The organism is Pseudarthrobacter sp. GQ63 (genome assembly GCF_059758765.1).
Genome location: NZ_JCAXEF010000014.1, coordinates 14,804 through 34,922, shown reverse-complemented (window position 1 = coordinate 34,922; position 20,119 = coordinate 14,804). Strand labels below are relative to the sequence as shown.

The following is a 20,119-nucleotide window of genomic DNA, read 5'->3' as shown; positions in this document are numbered from 1 at the left end:
AGATGATTGCATTTACTGCGGCGGAAATCGCCGATATCACCAAGGGGCGCCTGGACGCCGATCCTGGAATCACCCCTCTTTCGGTGGTCACGGATTCCCGCGAAGCCACGCCTGGGTCGCTCTACGTAGCGAAACCTGGGGAGTACGCCGACGGCCACGACTTCACAGCCGCCGCCTTCGCAGCCGGCGCCACCCTTGCGCTCGTGGAACGCCCCGTAGCCGGCCCCGACGGTGCTCCCTACCCTTCCATCGTTGTTCCTGATGCCGTGCTCGCCATGGGCGCACTCGCTGCGGAGGCCGTCCGCAGGATCCGCGCCGCACGTGCTGCGGCAAACGGCGAACTGACAGTCGTCGGCATCACCGGCTCGGCAGGGAAGACCACCACCAAGGACCTGCTCGCAGGCATTCTCTCCCTTCACGGCAATACCGTGGCGCCGAGGGGTTCCTACAACGGCGAGATCGGGGTGCCCCTCACGGTCTTCACCGCCGGAACGGATACCCGGTACCTGGTTATTGAGATGGGCGCCACAGGAGTTGGCCACATCAGCTACCTCGCAGACATGGTCAAGCCGGATATCGGCGTGGTACTTGGAGTGGGAACTGCACACGCCGGCGAATTCGGGGGAGTGGACAACATCGCCCTGGCCAAGGGCGAACTGGTGGAAGCCCTTGCAGCCTCCGGAACCGCCGTCATTAACCTCGACGACGACCGGGTGGCGGCCATGCGCGCACGCACCTCAGCGTCCGTCGTCGGATTCTCCGCCGAAGGGCGGCCCGACGCCGCCGTGCAGGCACTCAATGCGGACACCAACACTGACGGCAACCCGGAATTCGACCTCCTCCTCCCCGGAGAAGACACGCCTCACCATGTCATAAGCCGGCTGATCGGCGCCCACCACACCGGCAACCTGCTGGCGGCGGCAGCAGCGGCCCGGGCCGCAGGAATCTCCGGCGCAGACATCGCCGCCGCCCTCAGCAGCCAGGCGGCCGCCAGCCGGTGGCGCATGGAGCGCACCGAGCGGCCGGACGGCGTGACCATCATCAACGACGCCTACAACGCCAACCCCGAATCCATGCGCGCCGCGTTGCGCACACTCGCCGACCTGGGGCAGGGCAGGCGCACCTGGGCAGTCCTGGGCGCCATGCTGGAGCTCGGCGAGGATTCCATCCGCGAGCACACAGCCGTGGGCACCCAGGTGGTGCGGCTCAATATTTCCCGGCTGGTGGTGGTGGGCAGGGAAGCCCGCGCACTCTACGTATCCGCAGTCCAGGAGGGCTCCTGGGGGGACGAATGCGTCTTCGCCGAGACCGCCGACGAAGCCTACGAACTGCTCAACGCCGAACTCGAACCCGGCGACCTGGTGCTCTTCAAATCGTCCAACAGCGTTGGACTTCGCCACTTGGGCGATCAGATAGCATTACCCCCACAAACCCCGCAACCCGCCGATGAAAGGAGCACTCTGCTGTGATTGCACTTTTGATCGGCGCCGGACTGGCCCTGTTGTTTGCGCTGGTGGGCACCCCGCTCTTCATCCGGCTCCTGGTGCGCCGCGGCTACGGACAGTTCATCCGCGACGACGGGCCCACCTCCCACCACACCAAACGCGGAACGCCCACCATGGGCGGGACCGTGGTGGTGGCTGCCGTCCTGCTGAGCTACGGCCTGACCCACCTCATCATGCTGATGGTCAACCCGGCTTCCCCGGGCCCCTCCGCGTCCGCCCTCATCCTGCTCTTCCTGATGGTGGGCATGGGACTTGTGGGGTTCCTGGACGATTTCATCAAGATTTCGCGGCAGCGCAGCCTTGGGCTCGACGCCAAGGCCAAGCTGATCCTGCAAGCCGCCGTCGGCATCATCTTCGCCGTGCTGGCCCTGAACTTCCCCGACGAGGACGGCCTCACGCCGGCGTCCACCAAGATTTCCCTGGTGCGCGACCTGCCGTGGCTGGACCTTGCCTTCGGCGGAACTGTGCTGGGGGCCATCCTCTTCGTTGTCTGGTCCAACCTGATCGTTACCGCTGCAACCAACGGCGTGAACCTCACCGACGGCCTCGACGGGCTGGCGGCAGGGGCCTCGGTCATGGTGTTCGGCGCCTACACGCTCATGGGCATCTGGCAGAGCAACCAGGCCTGCGGCTCGCCCCGCGAGGCGGGCAGCGGCTGCTACTCGGTCCGGGACCCCCTGGACCTCGCCCTGCTGGCAGCGATCATGAGCGCGGCCCTGGTGGGCTTCCTCTGGTGGAACACCTCTCCGGCCAAGATCTTCATGGGCGACACCGGCTCGCTGGCCATCGGTGGCGCCATCGCGGGATTCGCCATCCTGTCCAGGACCGAGCTGCTGCTGGGCATCATCGGCGGGCTGTTCGTCCTGATCACACTGTCCGTCATCATCCAGGTGGGCTACTTCAAAGCCACCGGAGGTAAACGTGTTTTCAAAATGGCGCCTTTGCAGCACCACTTTGAACTTCAGGGGTGGGCCGAGGTGACCGTGGTGGTCCGGTTCTGGATCCTCGGTGGACTCTTCGTCGCCGTGGGCCTGGGAATCTTCTACGCTGAATGGGTCGTGCTGCTGTGACCGTTTCCCCCCGCCTCCATAACCTCGTGAGCTGGGACTCCGACTGGTCCGGACTCCGGGTGGTCGTCACCGGCATTGGGGTCTCAGGTTTCGCCGCTGCGGACACCCTGATCGAACTCGGCGCCCGCGTGGTGGTGGTGGATGCCGCCACCAGCGACAAGGCCAAAGCCCACGCCGACACCCTGAAAATTGTCGGCGCTGCGGACGTCCTGCTCGGGGAGGACGCAGTCACCCGCATTCCCAGGATCGACGGCGAGCTGCCGGAACTGATTGTCACGTCGCCGGGCTGGCGTCCGGACCAGGCCCTGCTGGCCGCAGCCGCACGGGCCCACATCCCGGTATGGGGGGACGTTGAACTGGCCTGGCGCGTGCGCGTGCGGGAAGGCCGCAAGACCGCGGACTGGCTCGCCATAACGGGAACCAACGGAAAAACCACCACGGTAGGGCTCACCGAATCAATGCTGCGCGCGGCCGGGCTGAAAGCCATTGCCGTGGGAAACGTGGGTACGCCCATCCTGGATGCGCTCCGGGATCCGGTGGAGTACGACGTCCTGGCCGTGGAGCTTTCGAGTTTCCAGCTGCACTGGTCCGAGTCACTCTCGCCGGTGGCCAGCGTTTGCCTCAACGTTGCCGAGGACCACGTCGACTGGCACGGATCCTACGATTCATACCTGGCGGACAAGGCCAAGGTCTACGAACGCACCCAAAAGGCCTGCCTCTACAACGCGGAGCAGATCGAAACAGAACGCATGGTGGAAAACGCCGACGTGGTGGAAGGATGCCGCGCCGTTGGTTTCACCACCGTCACCCCTGCCGTCAGCATGCTCGGTGTGGTGGAAGGGCTCCTGGTGGACCGGGCGTTCATCGAAGAGCGCCGGGACAGCGCAGCGGAGCTCGCCTCGATGACCGACCTTGGTGCGCTGGCGCCGCGGCACATGGTGGCCAACGCCCTGGCGGCAGCAGGACTGGTGCGCGCCTACGGCATCGAGCCCAAGGGGGTCCGGCAGGGAATCCAGGACTACGTGCCGGGGGACCACCGCATCCAGCCGGTAGCACGCCACAACGGCGTCCTGTGGATTAATGACTCCAAAGCCACCAACCCGCACGCAGCATCGGCCTCCCTGGCCGCCTTCAGCAACGTCATCTGGATCGCCGGAGGCCTCTCCAAGGGCGTGACCTATGACGACCTGGTGCGGGAACACGCCCCCCGGCTCAAGGCCGTGGTGCTCATCGGAGCGGATTCCTCGGCACTGGCGGACGCCCTCCGGCGACACGCGCCCGATGTCCCCGTGATCGGGACGGCCCCGGGTGAAACTGAACAGGTGCAGACTGCTGCAACAGACGGCACTGAGGCCGGTTCTCCCGACGCCGGGAGAACCGTCATGTCCCGTGCAGTTGCGTCAGCAGCCCAGCTGGCCGGGTCCGGCGATACTGTGCTGATGGCTCCGGCAGCTGCTTCCATGGATCAGTTCTCTTCCTACGCTCACCGTGGTGACACTTTCATCGAAGCTGTCCGCGAGCTGGTGGAAGGGCAGGCCCAGACCGGCGAGGAGTAACAATGGTCAGCACGCCCACACGCCCGCCAGCCCAGAAGCAGGCAGGCAAGCCGCGTCCCGGCTCCTCCGCATCACCGGTCCGGCCCCCGGCCGCTGCCGGCACCCGACTGCGCGCCGCATACCGTAAGTTCTGGTCGGCGCTTGAGGGAACCGGAACGTCCAGGAACGGCTCCACCTACTACCTCATCCTGGGCTCCACCCTCGCACTGACGGCCATCGGCATCATGATGGTTCTCTCCGCCTCGAGCGTGGAGTCGATCGCCGCGGGCAAGTCCCCGTACGGCGATGCCCTGAAACAGGGCATGTTCGCCGCAATCGGCATCTTCACCATGTTCGTGCTGTCCCGCATCAACGTGGTGTGGCTCAAGCGGCTTGCCTGGCCCGCCATCATCGCCGCCGTCGTCCTCCTTGGCCTGGTCCAGCTTGTCGGCGCGGAAGTCAATGGCAACAAAAACTGGATCGACCTTGGCGGCATCACCTTCCAGCCGTCCGAAGCATCCAAGCTCGCACTCGCACTCTGGATGGCCACCGTCCTGGCCCGAAAGGGAAAGCTGCTCAGCCGGTGGCAGCACGTCGCGGTCCCTGCCGTCCCGATGGCCATCATTATCGTCGGCCTGGTCCTGGTGGGAAACGACCTCGGAACCGCCATGATCATCATGATGGTGACGGCTGCAGCACTGTTCTTCGCCGGGGCGCCGCTCTATCTCTTCGGCATTGCCGGCCTGGCCGCAGCCGCCGGAACGGCGCTCATGGCTGTCACCAGCTCCAACCGCATGTGCCGCATCACCTCATGGTGGACCGGGCAGTCCTGTGCCGATGGCATCGACGCCAACTACCAGGCCACGAACGGCCTTTACGGGCTCGCCTCCGGGGGATGGTTCGGCGTGGGGCTGGGACAAAGCCGGCAGAAGTACAGCTGGATCCCCGAAGCCCATAACGACTTCATCTTCGCCATCATCGGTGAGGAACTTGGACTGGTGGGGACCGTCGTCGTCCTGATCCTTTTCGCCATCCTGGGAACGGCAATCTACCGCGTGGTGGTGGCACAGGAGGACATGTTCCACCGTGTCCTCGCCGGCACCATCATGGTGTGGCTGCTGGGCCAGGCAACCGTGAACATGTCAGTGGTGACCGGCCTGATGCCCGTCATCGGCGTGCCGCTGCCCTTCATCTCCTACGGCGGCTCGGCACTGCTGATGTCGCTTTGCGCCATCGGGGTTGTGCTTTCGCTGGCCAGGGAACAGATGGCCCCGGCGATCCGGCCCAAACGGATGCTCAAGTTCAAGGCCAAGCCGGCGCGGAAAAACGCGGACCGGAAGAAAACTGCAAGAAAGCGTACCTAGACCTCCATGACCACCAACACCCCGTCCATCGTCCTGGCCGGCGGCGGCACTGCCGGACACATCAGCCCGCTGCTCGCCATCGCCGCGGCACTCCGGAATGCCTCCCCGGAAGCCGCCATCCTCGCCGTCGGCACGCCGTCCGGAATGGAAACCAGGCTGGTTCCCGCTGCAGGAGTTGAACTGGCCACCATCGACCGGGTGCCGTTCCCGCGGCGGCCTTCCACGGACCTGCTGCGCCTCCCCGCCAGGCTGGCCGGGGCCGTACGCCAGGCGGGAGCAATCCTGGACACAGCGGCCGCTGATGTCCTGGTGGGGGTTGGCGGCTATGTCTGCACGCCCATGTACCTGGCCGCGCGCAAACGCCGCATTCCGATCGTGATCCACGAGGCCAACGCGCGTCCCGGACTGGCGAACAGGGTGGGAGCCCTGATGACCCGCCGCGTCGCTGTAGCCTTCGCCAACACCCCGCTCCGCCACGCCAGGCACGTGGGCATGCCCATGCGCACCGAAATCTCGGGACTGGACAGGGCAGCCGCGCGCACCGCTGCCCGCGCTGCCCTCGGCCTGGACCCGGTCCAGCCTGCGCTGATCGTCACCGGAGGATCCTCCGGCGCCCAAAGCATCAACCGCACCATTGCGGCCGCTGTTGAACGGTTGTCGGCGGCGGGTATCCAGACCCTGCACATCACCGGCCGCGGCAAGACCGTCATGGACAGCGAGGGCCGGCCGCTTGGCGCGAAGGACTACCGCCAGGTGGAGTACGTGGACGGCATGGAGCTTGCCTACGCTGCCGCGGATGTGCTGCTGGCCCGCTCGGGTGCGGCCACCGTCTGCGAGGTCGCCGCCGTCGGTGTCCCCGCCGTGCTGGTGCCGCTGCCCATCGGTAACGGCGAGCAGGCCCTGAACGCTGCCGGCCTGGTGGCTGCCGGCGGAGCCTTGATGGTGAATGACCGCGACTTCACCCCCGAATGGGTGGACAGGGAACTGATCCCACTCGTCACAGACCAGCCGCGGCTTGATGCCATGGCCGGCAGTTCCTACCGGCTTGGCATCCGAAACGCAGATCAGCGCATGGCAGACCTCATCCTGGAAGCAGCAGCATCATGAACCACGGCACCGTACCCAGCCTCGAGTCGCTGGGCCGCGTCCACTTTGTGGGAATCGGAGGCGTCGGCATGTCCGCCGTTGCCAGGATCATGGTTGCCCGCGGCGTTCCGGTCAGCGGCTCCGACGCCAAGGACCTGCCGGTGATGGCCGACCTCGCCTCAGCCGGTGCCCGCGTCGCGGTGGGATACGCCTCCGCCAACCTGGGCGATGCCCAGACAGTCGTGGCCGGATCCGCCATCCGCCCCGATAACCCGGAGCTTGTTGCTGCGAGGGAAGCAGGGCTGCCCGTGCTGCACCGGTCCGAGGCCCTGGCTGCCACCATGGGCGGCGACACGGTGGTCACGGTGGCGGGCACCCACGGCAAGTCCACCACCACGTCCATGGTCACGGTCCTGCTGCAGGGCGCAGGGCTGGACCCTTCATTCGCCATCGGCGCCAATGTTCCCGCGCTTGGCGTCAACGCAGCGCACGGGAGTTCCGGAATCTTCGTGGCCGAGGCTGACGAATCCGATGGCTCCTTCCTCAACTACCGGCCCGGGATCGCCGTGGTGACCAACGTTGAACCGGACCACCTTGACCACTACGGCACGGCCGAGGCTGTGTACGAGTCCTTTGACCGGTTCACTGCGCTGCTTCCCGCTGACGGCGTGCTGGTTGCCTGCGCGGACGACGCCGGCGCGCTGGCCCTCGCTGAAAGAACACGGACCAGGGGCACCACGCGCGTGGTGCTGTACGGAACCACCGAGGGGGCGGACCTCGTGCTGCACGACGGCGGTCCCGGCGACGTCGCAGTCTCCACGGCCTCCGGGCGTTTTCCGCTCGCCCTGCAGGTGCCCGGGCGGCACAACGCCCTGAACGCGGCGGCCGCGTTCGCCGTCGCGCTTGAACTTGGCGTTGACCCCGCAGCGGCCGCGGCCGCCCTGGCGCACTTCTCCGGCGCCTCCCGCCGCTTCGAGTTCAAAGGCGAGGCCCGCGGAGTCCGCGTGTTCGATGACTACGCCCACCACCCGACCGAAGTCCGGGCCGCCCTCGCCGCTGCCCGCTCGGTCGCCGGCGCGCACAAGGTGCACGTCCTCTTCCAGCCCCACCTGTTCTCCCGCACCCGCGAGTTCGCGAAGGAGTTCGCCGAGGCGCTCAACCTCGCCGACACCGCCCTGGTACTGGATATCTATCCCGCCCGTGAGGATCCCATTCCGGGAGTGACCAGCCAGCTCATTGCCGACCACCTGGACAGCGGAGGACGCCTTGTGGCCGCCGGTGACGCCGTCTCAGCACTGAGGGCTGCCGCCGCGGCCGGTGACATTGTGCTGACGGCCGGCGCCGGTGATGTCACGGCGTACGGGCCGCAGATCGTCGAGGCCCTGCGTGGCTAGCACCCGCCGCCCCACGTACACCTCCACCGGCCGCTCGGCCCGCTCCGGAGGCACAGGCGGCAGCGATGGAAATGCCGGCAACGGCGGGCAGACCGGACCTGCATCGGAGGACGTCATTTCGGCCTCCCGGAGCGTTCCCGAGTCGGCGCCCGAAGGGGTCGGCAAGGGCAAGGAGCCGGAAAAACCGAAACGGGCCGGCATTCCCGGCCTGGGCAGGGGCAGGAAGGCGGAACAGCCTGCGGCAGCCGCGGAGAACGTGCTGGCTTTTCCCGAGCCCAAAGGGAAGCGCCGCAAGCGGAATATCCTCGCCGTAGCCGGAACGCTCATCGCCCTCGTGGCCGGCCTCCTGGCGGTGGCCACCTTCTCGCCCGTCCTGGCCGTTGACACCATCTCTGTTTCCGGGACGCGCCTGCTGACGCCTGCCCAGGTGGAAACCGCGCTGGAGCCCCTGCGGGGAAAGCCCCTGCCGCAAATCAGCGACGACGAGGTGGCGAGGCTGCTGGAGCCCCTGGTCCAGGTCAAGTCGGTCTCCGTGCAAGCCCGGCCGCCCTCAGGGCTGGCTGTGGCAGTCCGGGAACGGGTGCCGGTGGCACTGGTCAAGCAGGGGGAGCAGTACCAGCTCGTGGACGTCGAAGGCGTCCAGCTGGCGGCCACCGCCGATCCCGCGTCCGTCTCCCTGCCCGTCATTGACGGCGGGGCGGGAGCCATCGGACAGGATCTCTTCCGCGCGACGGCCGCCGTCCTGGGCGCCCTGCCCGCCGACGTCCTCGCCAGGCTTTCCAACGCCTCTGCGCAGTCGGTGGATGCGGTGGAACTCAAGCTCGTGGACGGCCAGACCATCATCTGGGGCAACGCGGGGGAGAAGGAGCTCAAGGCCAAAGTACTGGCTGCACTCCTGAAGGTTCCCGCCGATCCCAAGAACCCCGTCAAGGTTTATGACGTCAGCGTGCCCCGGCACCCGGTGACGCGCTGAAGGGTTTATTTCCGGTATTAATCCGACACGCGGAGCCGGTTATTGAATGTGGCAGGCAGAGGAAATACCGTCACAGACATGAGTTACTTGACATAACTATAACCTTCAACTCGAAGGTTAAGGTTACTGGCTTCAAGCTCTCCATCAGTTTTCGCAATAAGACACGAACAAGGGACACGTAACGTGGCAGCTCCGCAGAATTACTTGGCCGTCATCAAAGTCGTCGGCATCGGCGGCGGTGGCGTGAACGCAGTCAACCGCATGATCGAGGTCGGCCTCCGAGGTGTTGAATTCATCGCCATCAATACCGACGCCCAGGCCCTGCTCATGAGCGACGCGGACGTGAAGCTCGACGTCGGACGCGAGCTGACCCGCGGGCTCGGTGCAGGCGCCAACCCGGAGGTAGGCAAGCAGGCCGCCGAGGACCACGCTGACGAGATCGAGGAAGTGCTCCGCGGCGCGGACATGGTCTTCGTCACGGCCGGCGAAGGCGGTGGTACCGGAACCGGCGGCGCTCCCGTCGTCGCCCGCATTGCCCGCTCGCTGGGTGCGCTGACCATCGGCGTGGTCACCCGTCCCTTCACGTTCGAGGGCCGCCGCCGCGCCGGTTCCGCGGAGGCCGGCATCGACGCCCTCCGGGACGAGGTGGACACCCTCATCGTGATCCCCAACGACCGGCTCCTGTCCATCAGCGACCGCAACGTGTCGGTCCTGGACGCCTTCCGCTCAGCAGACCAGGTGCTCCTCTCGGGTGTCCAGGGCATCACGGACCTCATCACCACCCCGGGCCTGATCAACCTCGACTTCGCCGACGTGAAGTCCGTCATGCAGGGTGCCGGCTCTGCGCTGATGGGCATCGGCTCTGCCCGGGGTGAAGACCGAGCCGTCAAGGCAGCCGAGCTGGCCATCGCGTCGCCGCTGCTGGAAGCGTCCATCGACGGCGCACATGGCGTCCTGCTGTCCATCCAGGGCGGCTCTGACCTTGGCCTGTTCGAGATCAACGAAGCCGCGCGCCTGGTCCAGGAAGTTGCCCACCCTGAGGCGAACATCATCTTCGGTGCCGTGATCGACGACGCCCTCGGCGACGAGGCCCGCGTAACGGTCATTGCTGCCGGCTTCGACGACGTCAAGGCCACCTCGCCGTCCATGGACCAGTCGCAGCCCCAGGTTGCTCCCCAGCGGCCCGCCGCTCCGGCAGCCGTCCCGGCGCCGTCGCAGGCACCCTCCGCCGGAAACCACCAGGTGCACGTCCAGCCGGTCCACGCAGGTGTAGGGGCAGCAGGCCTCAGCAACTGGGGACAGCAGCGCCCGTCTGCCGTCCCGGCCGATTCCGGCTTCGACGTTGACCTTCCCTCCGTCGTGGAACCGGACCTCACCGGCAGCCGCTCGGATGACCTGGATGTCCCCGACTTCCTGAAGTAGGCCGCGGCTTGTTCCATTGGCGGGCCGAGATCCTTCCGGGGATCTCGGCCGCTTTTACTGACAGTGGCGCGGGGAATCTCGCCCTGCACGTGGGCGACGACCCCGGCGCCGTGCAGCGGCGGCGCGAACAGCTCGAAGCCGCGGTGGGAATCGAAACCCGCAGCCTGCGGTTCATGCACCAGGTGCACGGCACCACGGTGGCCGTTATGGACCGGGGGAGCGGCACACCGGAAGCAGATGCGATGGTTTCGCGTTCCCAGCCGCTGGCCGTCATGGTGGCTGACTGCATCCCGCTCCTGCTGGCGGGAACCTCCGCTGACGGTCCCGTCCTGGCCGCCGTCCACGCCGGGAGGCCCGGCGTGGCCAACGGGGTTATCCCCTCCGCCGTGCACACCATGAAATCGCTCGGCGCGGTGGACATCCGCGCCTGGCTCGGTCCGTCCATTTGCGGCAGGTGCTACGAGGTGCCTCCTGTGTTGCGGGACGAGGTGGCCGCGGCGGTGCCCGCCACCTGGTCCGAGACCTCCTGGGGAACCCCGGCACTGGACCTTCCGGCCGGCGCGCGCAGCCAGCTGGAAGACGCCGGGGTTGGCGTTGAATACGCCGGACCCTGCACCCTGGAAACAGTTTCCCTCTACTCCTACCGCCGCGACTCCGGCACGGGCCGTTTCGCCGGCGTTGTCTGGTGCCATGACTGACCCCGCGTTGAACGACGGCGGTGCAGGCGCAGGGGATCCGCGCACCGCCGAGCTGGCCGGGCGGCTCGAAGCAGTCCGGCGCAGGATCAGCGTGGCCGCGGCGGCGGCCGGCAGGGCGGACAGGCTGCCAACCCTGATCGTGGTCACGAAGTTCCATCCCGCGGAGGACATCCGGCGGCTCGCCGCCCTGGGAGTCACCGACGTCGGGGAAAACAGGGACCAGGAGGCTGCGGAAAAGGCGGAAATCCTGGCCGACTGCGCGCTTACCTGGCACTTCGTGGGCCAACTGCAGACGAAAAAAGCCAAATCGGTGGTCCGCTACGCTTCCGCCGTGCACTCGGTGGACCGGCCACAACTCGTGGATGCCCTGGCGAAGGCGGCGCAGAACGAGCGCACCGCGGCAGGACGCGCGCCCCTGGACTGCTTCATCCAGGTCAACCTTGATGACCATGCCGACGCCGGTGCGCAGCGGGGAGGTGCCGACCCCGGCGACGTGTTGCTCCTGGCGGACCGGATTGCCGCGGCCGAAGGCCTGCGGCTGGCCGGCGTGATGGCAGTGGCGCCCTTGGGCGCCCCGCCGGAGACCGCCTTCGAAAAGCTGGCCGGAGTCTCGGCGCGGCTGGTGGCGCACCACCCAGGGGCAGCCGCCATTTCCGCCGGCATGAGCCAGGACCTGGAAGCAGCCATTGCGTTCGGGGCGACACACCTGCGAATCGGGTCCGATATTCTCGGATCGCGTCCAGCCGTGGGGTAGCGTCGGAGCTATTGCAAGTGATGGGCGGGGGACTTCAATGCTGTCAAGTCATTGGGCGGCCCGCTTACGGGACACGATTAGGAGTCGACCATGGCCGGCGCTCTGCGCAAGACAATGATCTATCTTGGGCTCGCCGACGGCGATGAGCATTACGAGTCCGAGCAACAGACAACACGTAAGGATGAGGACGAAACTATGGAAGCTGACCGCGAGGAGCGCCGTGCACCTGCACCCGTCCGTGAGGTCAGCCGCGAAACGTCCTACACCCCCGAAGAGGAATACCGCGCCCCAGTGACCCCCATCAAACGTGCGGCCTCGAGCCGCGAAGAGACCAGCGGGCTTCGCCAGATCACCACCATCCACCCGCGCTCCTACAACGATGCCAAGCTCATCGGTGAGAGCTTCCGGGACGGCATTCCGGTGATCATGAACGTTACGGACATGGGCGAGGCTGACGCCAAGCGCCTGGTGGACTTCTCCGCAGGACTGGTCTTCGGACTCCGTGGAAGCATTGAGCGGGTGACCAACAAGGTTTTCCTGCTGTCGCCGTCGTACGTTGAAGTCATCGGTGACGACAAGAAAATCAGCGAAACGCAGGCCAGTTTCTTCAACCAAAGCTGAACCTCGTTCAGTATGCGGATGCCAGGCAGGGACACCTGTCTGGCATCTGTGTTGAAATAGACGGGACACATCGGCAGGAAGCCGCGGTACACAGATGAACATGGAGATATGAGTTAAGTCATGGGAATTGCTTTCGGACTTGTCTATCTCGCGCTGCTCCTGTTCTTCGTTGCCCTGATCATCCGCCTGGTCTTCGACTGGGTGCAGATGTTCGCACGTGAATGGCGTCCGCGGGGCGCCGCACTGGTGGCCGCCCACGCGGTGTACTCCATCACCGATCCGCCACTGAAGGTACTGCGCCGGGTCATCCCGCCCCTGCGACTTGGCGGCATCTCCCTGGACCTGGGCTTCCTGGTTCTGTTCATCGCCGTCAGCATTGCGATGGGAATCACAAGGGGCCTGGCCTGATTTACCCCCAATAGACCTAGCAGCACAGGGTGGACCCGTCCGGGAACAGCTACTGTGAAGCGAAGAAACTCACGTTTGACACCCCAGTGTTGAATTAGAGTAACCAGACCAAATTTAGGTACCGTAGTTTTGACGGCCGGAAGGCCTACTGACTAACCAGACCAGTGAGGTGACCAGATGGCTTTGACGCCAGAAGACGTTGTCAACAAGCGCTTTCAGCCGACCAAGTTCCGCGAAGGGTACGACCAGGACGAAGTTGATGACTTCCTGGACGAGATCGTCGTTGAACTCCGCCGCCTGAACCAGGAGAACGACGAACTTCGCAAGAAGCTCGCCGAGGCCGGTTCCAGCGTTCCGGCCAGCTCGGCCGCCGCTCCCGTTGTGGAGAAGGTCCCCGCGCCCGTCAAGGCCGACAAGGATGAGGCACGCGAGAAGGCGGAAGCCGACGCCAAGGCTGCCGAAGCCAGCAAGAAGAAGGACGTCCAGCCGGCCGCTGCTGCAGCCCCTGCCGCCTCAACCCCCGCCGCCGTCGCAACACCTTCTGCCGAGTCCGCAGCCGGCCTCCTGGCCATGGCCCAGCAGATGCACGACCGCCACGTGGCCGACGGACAGGCCCAGAAGGACAAGATCATCGCCGAGGCGCAGATCGAAGCCAGCAGCCTGGTCAACGATGCACAGGAGAAGTCCCGCAAGATCCTGGGCGCCCTCGAGCAGCAGCGTTCGGTCCTGGAACGCAAGGTAGAGCAGCTCCGCGGCTTCGAGCGCGACTACCGCTCACGCCTGAAGGCCTACATCGAAGGCCAGCTGCGCGACCTCGACGCCCGCGGTTCCGTGGCTACGCCGGAAGTCAGCGAAGCCAACTAGTCGGTCAAAGCACGTATTCTGAAAGCCGGTGGCTGAGGATTCCTCGGCCACCGGCTTTTGGCATTGACACCTGTTGTACGAATGAAAGCACCATGACTGACGAACTTGCTGCGGATCCCGCACGCCCTGTCCCACCCTCACCGCGACCGCGCCGGGCGGTGCTGTTCTCCGTCTTCGCCGGGTTCGCCCTCTTTGCCTACGTCCTGGACCAGCTCACCAAGCTCTGGGTCACCTCCAGCATGGTGGAGGGCGAACGGATCCCCGTGTTCCCGCCGCTCCTGCACTGGTACTTCATCCGCAACTCGGGCGCGGCCTTTTCCATCGGCGAGAACGTCACCTGGGTGTTTTCGATCATCATGGCCGCGGTGTCCGTGGCGATTCTCTTCCAGGTCCGCAAGCTGGGCTCGGTCTGGTGGTCCCTGGCGCTGGGCCTGCTTTTGGGAGGGGCGCTCGGCAACCTGACCGACCGGCTGTTCCGGGAACCGTCCTTCGGCATGGGCCACGTGGTGGACTTTATCCAGCTCCCCAACTTTGCCATCTTCAACATCGCGGACTCCGCGGTGGTGTCCGCCGTCGCCATCATCTGCATCCTGACGCTGCGTGGCATCACCCTCGATGGAAGCAGGCTCACCCCAGAACGCAAGGACAAGTCCGGCGATGCCTGAGCAGATTATCGTTGCCGACGAATACGGGGGAACCCGTGCCGACGCCGGGCTCGCGGCCCTCCTGGGCATCTCGCGGTCCCTTGCCGCGTCCCTCCTTGCGGAGGGCCATGTGGAGAGCAAGGGCAAACCGCTGGGCAAGTCGGCAAAGCTGGTGGCGGGCGATGTCCTCAAGGTCAGCATGCCGGAACGGCGTGACCCGCTGGAAGTCGTGGAGGAAGTTGTGGAAGGCCTGAAGATCCTGCTGGACGACGAGGATTTCGTCGTCGTAGACAAGCCCGTCGGCGTGGCCGCGCACCCCTCCCCGGGATGGGTGGGGCCCACGGTGGTGGGAGGCCTCGCAGGGGCAGGCTACCGCATCTCCACCTCCGGGTCGCCGGAGCGGGCAGGCATCGTGCACCGGCTCGACGTCGGGACATCCGGTGTGATGGTCGTGGCAAAGTCGGAGCGTGCCTACACGGCCCTGAAGAGGGCCTTCAAGGAGCGGACGGTGGACAAGGTCTACCACGCGGTGGTGCAGGGCCTGCCCGACCCCCTGGCGGGAACCATCGACGCGCCCATCGGCCGGCACCCGGGGCATGACTGGCGCTTCGCGGTGATTGAGGACGGACGCCCGTCCGTCACGCACTACGAAGTGATTGAAGCTTTCGGCAAAGCCAGCCTGGTGGAAGTCCACCTGGAAACGGGCCGCACCCACCAGATCCGCGTCCACTTTTCCGCGCTCCGGCATCCCTGTGCCGGAGATCTCACCTACGGCGCCGACCCGCGGCTGGCCGCCACCCTCGGCCTGACCCGGCAGTGGCTGCACGCCCGCGAACTGGGGTTCGACCACCCGGTGACAGGGGAACGCGTCCGGGTCGCAAGCGACTACCCACAGGACCTGGCCTATGCCCTGGAAGTCCTCGGGTCCGGGCAGGCCTAGCGCTTTCGCCGCCTGTCCGGCGCATAGAATAGTGCGGTGACTTCCAGCAATGACTCGTTTGTCCATCTCCACAACCACACCGAGTACTCGATGCTGGACGGCGCCGCCAGGCTCGGTGAGCTGTTCGACGAGACCGAGCGGCTGGGGATGCCCGCACTCGCAACCACCGACCACGGCTACCTTTTCGGCGCCTTCGACTTCTGGAAGAAGGCCACTGACAAGGGGATCAAGCCGATCATCGGCGTCGAAGCCTATGTGACCCCGGGAACGGCCCGCGGCGACAAGAGCCGTGTGCGCTGGGGCGAGGAGCACCAGCGCAAGGACGATATCTCCGGCGGCGGATCCTACACCCACATGACCCTGCTCAGCTACAACAATGCGGGCATGCGGAACCTGTTCCGGGCTTCCTCCATCGCCTCACTGGACGCCGTGTTCGGCAAATGGCCACGCCTGGACCGGGAACTGCTCAACACCTATTCCGAGGGATTGATTGCCACCACCGGCTGCCCCTCCGGGGAGATCCAGACCCGGCTCCGGCTGGGACAGTACCGTGAGGCGCTGGAAGCCGCCGCGGAGTTCAGGGACATCTTCGGGGCCGAGAACTACTTCTGCGAGCTCATGGACCACGGACTTGACATCGAGCGGCGCGTCACCGGCGACCTGCTGCGGCTCGCCAAGGACCTGAACCTTCCCCTGGTGGCCACCAACGACCTCCACTACACCCACGAGCACGACGCCAAGGCCCACGAGGCCCTGTTGGCCATCCAGTCCGGGTCCACCCTCCTGGAGCCCACTTACGACAACGGCGGTTCACGCTTTGCCTTCTCCGGCAGCGGCTATTACCTGAAGTCCCCGCAGGAAATGCGGGAACTGTTCCGCGACCAGCCGGACGCCTGCGACAACACACTCCTCATCGCCGAGCGCTGCGAGGTGTCCTTCAATACCGGTGCCAACTACATGCCGCGCTTCCCCTGCCCGCCGGGGGAGGACGAAACGTCCTGGCTGGTGAAAGAGGTTGCCACGGGGCTCGAGTACCGCTATCCGGGCGGCGTCCCCGACGACGTCCGCGCCCAGGCTGACTACGAATTGGGCGTCATTACCTCGATGGGTTTCCCCGGGTACTTCCTGGTGGTGGCGGACTTCATCAACTGGGCCAAGAACAACGGCATCCGGGTCGGCCCGGGCCGTGGTTCAGGCGCCGGTTCCATGGTGGCGTACGCCATGCGCATCACGGACCTCGACCCGCTGCGGCACGGCCTGATCTTTGAACGGTTCCTCAACCCGGACCGCGTTTCCATGCCCGACTTCGACGTCGACTTCGATGACCGGCGCCGGTCCGAGGTCATCGACTATGTGACCCGGAAGTACGGCGACGAACGCGTGGCCATGATCGTCACGTACGGCACCATTAAGACCAAGCAGGCGCTGAAGGACTCCTCCCGCGTGCTGGGCTACCCGTTCAGCATGGGTGAGCAGCTGACCAAGGCGCTCCCGCCGGCCGTGATGGCCAAGGACATTCCGCTGGCGGATATCCAGAACCCGGAAGCCAAGCGCTACGGTGAAGCGGGCGACTTCCGCCAGCTGATCAGCACCGACCCCGAGGCTGCGAAAGTCTTCGAGACGGCCCTGGGCATCGAGGGCCTGAAGAGGCAGTGGGGCGTCCACGCCGCCGGCGTCATCATGTCCTCGGACCCGATCATCGACGTCATCCCCATCATGCGCCGCATCCAGGACGGCCAGGTCATCACCCAGTTCGACTACCCCACGTGCGAGGGCCTGGGGCTGATCAAGATGGACTTCCTGGGCCTGCGGAACCTGACGATCATTTCCGACGCCCTGGAAAACATCAAGATGAACCGCGGCATCGACTTGGACCTCGAGTCGCTGGAACTGGATGACGCCCCGTCCTACGAGCTCCTGGCCCGAGGTGACACCCTGGGCGTGTTCCAGCTCGACGGCGGGCCCATGCGGTCCCTGCTCAAGCTGATGAAGCCTGACAACTTCGAAGACATTTCCGCCGTGCTTGCCCTGTACCGTCCCGGGCCCATGGGCGCCAACGCGCACACGGACTACGCGCTCCGCAAAAACGGTATCCAGGAAGTCATCCCGATCCACCCCGAACTGAAGGAACCGCTCGCGGAGATCCTCGGCGGAACCTACGGCCTGATTGTGTACCAGGAGCAGGTCATGGCGGTGGCGCAGAAACTGGCCGGTTACTCGCTGGGCCAGGCGGACATCCTCCGCCGCGCCATGGGCAAGAAAAAGAAATCGGAGCTGGACAAGCAGTTCGCCGGATTCTCCCAGGGCATGCAGGACAACGGCTACTCAATGGAGGCCGTCAAGACCCTGTGGGACATCCTGCTTCCCTTCTCCGACTACGCCTTCAACAAGGCACACTCCGCCGCGTATGGCGTGATCTCCTACTGGACTGCGTACCTCAAGGCCCACTATGCGCCGGAGTACATGGCCGCGCTGCTGACGTCGGTGGGGGATGACAAGGACAAGTCGGCGATCTACCTCAACGAGTGCCGCCGCATGGGCATCACGGTGCTGCCACCGGACGTCAACGAGTCCGCACTGAACTTCACCCCCGTGGGCAACGACATCCGCTTCGGCATGGGCGCCATCCGCAACGTGGGCGTAAACGTGGTGGAGGCCATGGTGGCCGCCCGCGAAAGCGAGGGCGCGTATACCTCCTTCAAGGATTACCTGATGAAGGTGCCGGCGGTGGTCTGCAACAAGCGGACCATCGAATCACTGATCAAGTCCGGCGCCTTCGATTCGCTGGGCCACCACCGCCGGGCCCTGGCCATGATCCATGAAGAGGCCATCGACTCCGTCATCACACTCAAACGGAACGAGGCGATCGGACAGTTCGATCTCTTCGCCGGGTTCGACGAAGCCGAATCCGAATCGTCCCTGAGTATCGAGATCCCCGACCTGCCGGAGTGGGAGAAGAAGGACAAGCTTTCCTTCGAACGGGACATGCTCGGGCTGTACGTCTCGGACCATCCGCTGCAGGGCCTGGAGGGACTGCTCAGCCAGCACGCGGAGATGAGCATCACCTCCGTCCTCGGCGAAGACGGGCCGCAGGACGGCGCCATCATCACCATTGCGGGCATGATCACCTCGCTGAGCCGGCGCATTGCCAAAGCCAGCGGCAACGCGTACGCCCGGGCCGAGGTGGAGGACCTTGGCGGTTCCATGGAAGTCATGTTCTTCGGCCAGGTCTACGGCCCCATCGCCTCTGTCCTTGCGGAGGACCTGATCGTGGTGGTCAAGGGGCGCCTCCAGAAACGCGACGACGGTGCCATCACCCTGAACTGCATGGAACTGTCCGTTCCGGACCTCAGCGAGGGGCTCAATGGCCCGCTGGTGATAACCATGCCCACCTACAAAGCCACCGAGGCTGTGGTCACCGAACTGGGCGACGTCCTCCGCACGCACCGCGGCAACTCCGAGGTGCGCCTGCACCTGCAGGGCGATACGCGGACGGAAGTCATGGGACTGCCGGTCCACCTCCGCGTGAACCCCAGCCCGTCACTGTTCGGCGACCTCAAGGTGCTGCTCGGCCCGGCCTGCCTGGACGCCTAAGCGGCCTCCTTGCGAAAGGAAGACAAGGGAAGGACGACGACGGAAGGCACGTCCCGTCGTCGTCCGCGGGTGGTGGGGGACCGCTAGATCTCGTAGTCCAGCGGGACGGGCTGGCCGTACGCGCCGCCGTGGTACAGCAGCGGTGAGCCGTCGCCGCCCACCTGGCCGTCCACCACCTGGACCACCACGACGGCATTGTTCTCGAAAGACAGCCGCATCTGCACTTCGCCGATCAGCCAGCCGGCCACGTCTTTCAGGATGGGCACCCCGTGCGGACCGGTTTCCCAGTGGTCGCCCTCAAAACGGTTGCCGGCGCCCGCGAACAGGTCGGCCAGCTGCATGTTTTCGAGGCCCAGCATGTGGACCCCCAGGTAGGTGGTATTGGCCACGGCCGGCCACGACCGGGAGCTGCGGGCCATGTTGAACGTGAAGCGCGGAGGCTGCGCGGAAAGCGAAGCCACGGAGGTGGCGGTGAAGCCGTAGGGCTGGTCCTGGTAGTTCACCGTGATGATGGCGACGCCGGCAGCGTGGCGCCGGAACATCTCCCTGAACGTCCGCTCGAACGGAACGTCATTAGTTGTCACGGAAACTCCTGGTGGCTGGAAAGTCGGGTACGTGTGCTCTCCTTCAAGGGTATGGCTCTGCCGTGCCGGCGGTGAATTCCCGGAAGGCCCGGGTCCGGCGATGAACGCCGCGGATTTGTTAAGGTTTGTTGCATGACAAAAGCCACCCGCCGCACTCGCCCGCGGCTGCCCTGGGCGATGCTGGTGATTCCGGCTGCCGCAGGTGTCCCGCTGGGCATCCTTTGGTGGATCCTGGCGCCCGGGGGCCTGAACCTGATCACCAGGGACCCGGCCTTGGGCAGCGGAACCAATCCGGAGGTCTGGCTGCCGCGTGACCTGACGCTGGCAGGACTGCTGGTTCTTGCCGGATGCCTGCTGGCCGTTGTCCTGGCGGACAAGAAACGGGCGGATCCGCAGGCGGACCTTGTGGCGGGCCTGGCGGGAGCCTTGTGCGGGGCAGCCCTGGCCTGGCAGGCAGGGCTGCTGGCCGCGCAGCTGTGGGCGCCTGCAGTTGATGCCTCAGCCAACGCCAGCATCGCCTTTTCGCTGCGCGCCTGGCCGGTGCTGCTCCTGTGGCCCGCAGCCACGGCCGTCTCGGTTTTCGTGCTGGAGCTTCTCGACCTCATGAGCCGGAAGCCGCCGGCGGACCACGGGAGTCGCCGGACGCTGTGGCAGGGCCAGTAA

General features: G+C 65.9%; 18 protein-coding genes. 17 read left to right on the top strand and 1 reads right to left on the bottom strand.

Annotated elements, in window-relative coordinates:
- The first annotated feature begins 2 nt into the window (after positions 1 to 2).
- The 16 genes from AC6CHP_RS17665 to dnaE all read left to right on the top strand — a co-directional run bounded on the left by AC6CHP_RS17665 (position 3) and on the right by dnaE (position 18,872).
- Entirely contained in the window at positions 3 to 1,469 is a 1,467-nt protein-coding gene (locus AC6CHP_RS17665; RefSeq protein WP_188732243.1) for a UDP-N-acetylmuramoyl-tripeptide--D-alanyl-D-alanine ligase, read from the top strand.
- Positions 1,466 to 2,575, top strand: a complete 1,110-nt coding sequence (gene mraY / locus AC6CHP_RS17660; RefSeq protein WP_104188696.1) for a phospho-N-acetylmuramoyl-pentapeptide-transferase — start codon at positions 1,466 to 1,468, stop codon at positions 2,573 to 2,575. The genes AC6CHP_RS17665 and mraY overlap by 4 nt, the downstream gene beginning before the upstream one ends.
- The gene (gene murD / locus AC6CHP_RS17655) at positions 2,557 to 4,131 is read left to right on the top strand and encodes a UDP-N-acetylmuramoyl-L-alanine--D-glutamate ligase (protein ID WP_188732242.1); all 1,575 of its coding nucleotides are present in this window, start codon (positions 2,557 to 2,559) and stop codon (positions 4,129 to 4,131) included. Before mraY ends, murD begins: the two co-directional genes overlap by 19 nt.
- 2 nt (positions 4,132 to 4,133) lie before the next feature.
- The gene (gene ftsW / locus AC6CHP_RS17650; RefSeq protein WP_104188692.1) at positions 4,134 to 5,474 is read left to right on the top strand and encodes a putative lipid II flippase FtsW; all 1,341 of its coding nucleotides are present in this window, start codon (positions 4,134 to 4,136) and stop codon (positions 5,472 to 5,474) included.
- Positions 5,475 to 5,480: 6 nt separating this feature from the next.
- Entirely contained in the window at positions 5,481 to 6,581 is a 1,101-nt protein-coding gene (murG, locus tag AC6CHP_RS17645) for an undecaprenyldiphospho-muramoylpentapeptide beta-N-acetylglucosaminyltransferase (protein WP_498231328.1), read from the top strand.
- On the top strand, positions 6,578 to 7,954 hold the full coding sequence (murC, locus tag AC6CHP_RS17640) for a UDP-N-acetylmuramate--L-alanine ligase (RefSeq protein ID WP_498231326.1): 1,377 nt from the start codon (positions 6,578 to 6,580) through the stop codon (positions 7,952 to 7,954). Before murG ends, murC begins: the two co-directional genes overlap by 4 nt.
- Positions 7,947 to 8,927 carry a cell division protein FtsQ/DivIB gene (locus AC6CHP_RS17635; protein WP_498231324.1) on the top strand — a complete coding sequence of 327 codons (981 nt, stop codon included), beginning with the start codon at positions 7,947 to 7,949 and terminating at the stop codon, positions 8,925 to 8,927. The genes murC and AC6CHP_RS17635 overlap by 8 nt, the downstream gene beginning before the upstream one ends.
- Before the next feature lie 183 nt (positions 8,928 to 9,110).
- On the top strand, positions 9,111 to 10,349 hold the full coding sequence (ftsZ, locus tag AC6CHP_RS17630) for a cell division protein FtsZ (RefSeq protein ID WP_188732238.1): 1,239 nt from the start codon (positions 9,111 to 9,113) through the stop codon (positions 10,347 to 10,349).
- An 8-nt stretch (positions 10,350 to 10,357) separates the two neighbouring features.
- On the top strand, positions 10,358 to 11,047 hold the full coding sequence (locus AC6CHP_RS17625) for a purine nucleoside phosphorylase YfiH/LACC1 family protein (protein ID WP_498231322.1): 690 nt from the start codon (positions 10,358 to 10,360) through the stop codon (positions 11,045 to 11,047).
- Positions 11,040 to 11,801 (top strand): YggS family pyridoxal phosphate-dependent enzyme, encoded by a 762-nt coding sequence (locus tag AC6CHP_RS17620; protein ID WP_498231320.1) that lies wholly within the window; start codon positions 11,040 to 11,042, stop codon positions 11,799 to 11,801. The genes AC6CHP_RS17625 and AC6CHP_RS17620 overlap by 8 nt, the downstream gene beginning before the upstream one ends.
- 90 nt (positions 11,802 to 11,891) lie before the next feature.
- Entirely contained in the window at positions 11,892 to 12,422 is a 531-nt protein-coding gene (locus tag AC6CHP_RS17615) for a cell division protein SepF (RefSeq protein WP_104188679.1), read from the top strand.
- Between the two features lie 120 nt (positions 12,423 to 12,542).
- Positions 12,543 to 12,830, top strand: coding sequence for a YggT family protein (locus tag AC6CHP_RS17610; protein ID WP_104188677.1), 288 nt, complete (start codon positions 12,543 to 12,545; stop codon positions 12,828 to 12,830).
- Between the two features lie 177 nt (positions 12,831 to 13,007).
- Positions 13,008 to 13,694 (top strand): DivIVA domain-containing protein, encoded by a 687-nt coding sequence (locus AC6CHP_RS17605; RefSeq protein ID WP_104188675.1) that lies wholly within the window; start codon positions 13,008 to 13,010, stop codon positions 13,692 to 13,694.
- 92 nt (positions 13,695 to 13,786) lie between these two features.
- A complete protein-coding gene (gene lspA / locus AC6CHP_RS17600; protein ID WP_104188673.1) occupies positions 13,787 to 14,359 on the top strand; it encodes a signal peptidase II in 573 nt (190 codons plus the stop codon).
- Positions 14,352 to 15,278, top strand: a complete 927-nt coding sequence (locus tag AC6CHP_RS17595) for an RluA family pseudouridine synthase (protein ID WP_377195229.1) — start codon at positions 14,352 to 14,354, stop codon at positions 15,276 to 15,278. The genes lspA and AC6CHP_RS17595 overlap by 8 nt, the downstream gene beginning before the upstream one ends.
- A gap of 36 nt (positions 15,279 to 15,314) precedes the next feature.
- Positions 15,315 to 18,872, top strand: a complete 3,558-nt coding sequence (gene dnaE / locus AC6CHP_RS17590) for a DNA polymerase III subunit alpha (RefSeq protein WP_498231316.1) — start codon at positions 15,315 to 15,317, stop codon at positions 18,870 to 18,872.
- 83 nt (positions 18,873 to 18,955) lie between these two features.
- On the opposite strand, the gene AC6CHP_RS17585 is transcribed toward dnaE, so the two are convergent.
- A complete protein-coding gene (locus AC6CHP_RS17585; RefSeq protein ID WP_188732234.1) occupies positions 18,956 to 19,456 on the bottom strand; it encodes a flavin reductase family protein in 501 nt (166 codons plus the stop codon).
- A 132-nt stretch (positions 19,457 to 19,588) separates the two neighbouring features.
- Here AC6CHP_RS17585 and AC6CHP_RS17580 point away from each other — a divergent pair, with 132 nt between their 5' ends.
- The gene (locus tag AC6CHP_RS17580) at positions 19,589 to 20,119 is read left to right on the top strand and encodes a hypothetical protein (RefSeq protein ID WP_498231314.1); all 531 of its coding nucleotides are present in this window, start codon (positions 19,589 to 19,591) and stop codon (positions 20,117 to 20,119) included.

What these genes read in the sequence shown, in the direction of transcription:
- AC6CHP_RS17665 (WP_188732243.1), top strand. Translation starts at nt 3, where the DNA reads ATGATTGCATTTACTGCGGCGGAAATCGCCGATATCACCAAGGGGCGC.
- murD (WP_188732242.1), top strand. Translation starts at nt 2,557, where the DNA reads ATGGGTCGTGCTGCTGTGACCGTTTCCCCCCGCCTCCATAACCTCGTG.
- ftsW (WP_104188692.1), top strand. Translation starts at nt 4,134, where the DNA reads ATGGTCAGCACGCCCACACGCCCGCCAGCCCAGAAGCAGGCAGGCAAG.
- murG (WP_498231328.1), top strand. Translation starts at nt 5,481, where the DNA reads ATGACCACCAACACCCCGTCCATCGTCCTGGCCGGCGGCGGCACTGCC.
- murC (WP_498231326.1), top strand. Translation starts at nt 6,578, where the DNA reads ATGAACCACGGCACCGTACCCAGCCTCGAGTCGCTGGGCCGCGTCCAC.
- AC6CHP_RS17620 (WP_498231320.1), top strand. Translation starts at nt 11,040, where the DNA reads ATGACTGACCCCGCGTTGAACGACGGCGGTGCAGGCGCAGGGGATCCG.
- AC6CHP_RS17615 (WP_104188679.1), top strand. Translation starts at nt 11,892, where the DNA reads ATGGCCGGCGCTCTGCGCAAGACAATGATCTATCTTGGGCTCGCCGAC.
- AC6CHP_RS17610 (WP_104188677.1), top strand. Translation starts at nt 12,543, where the DNA reads ATGGGAATTGCTTTCGGACTTGTCTATCTCGCGCTGCTCCTGTTCTTC.
- AC6CHP_RS17605 (WP_104188675.1), top strand. Translation starts at nt 13,008, where the DNA reads ATGGCTTTGACGCCAGAAGACGTTGTCAACAAGCGCTTTCAGCCGACC.
- lspA (WP_104188673.1), top strand. Translation starts at nt 13,787, where the DNA reads ATGACTGACGAACTTGCTGCGGATCCCGCACGCCCTGTCCCACCCTCA.
- AC6CHP_RS17595 (WP_377195229.1), top strand. Translation starts at nt 14,352, where the DNA reads ATGCCTGAGCAGATTATCGTTGCCGACGAATACGGGGGAACCCGTGCC.
- AC6CHP_RS17580 (WP_498231314.1), top strand. Translation starts at nt 19,589, where the DNA reads ATGACAAAAGCCACCCGCCGCACTCGCCCGCGGCTGCCCTGGGCGATG.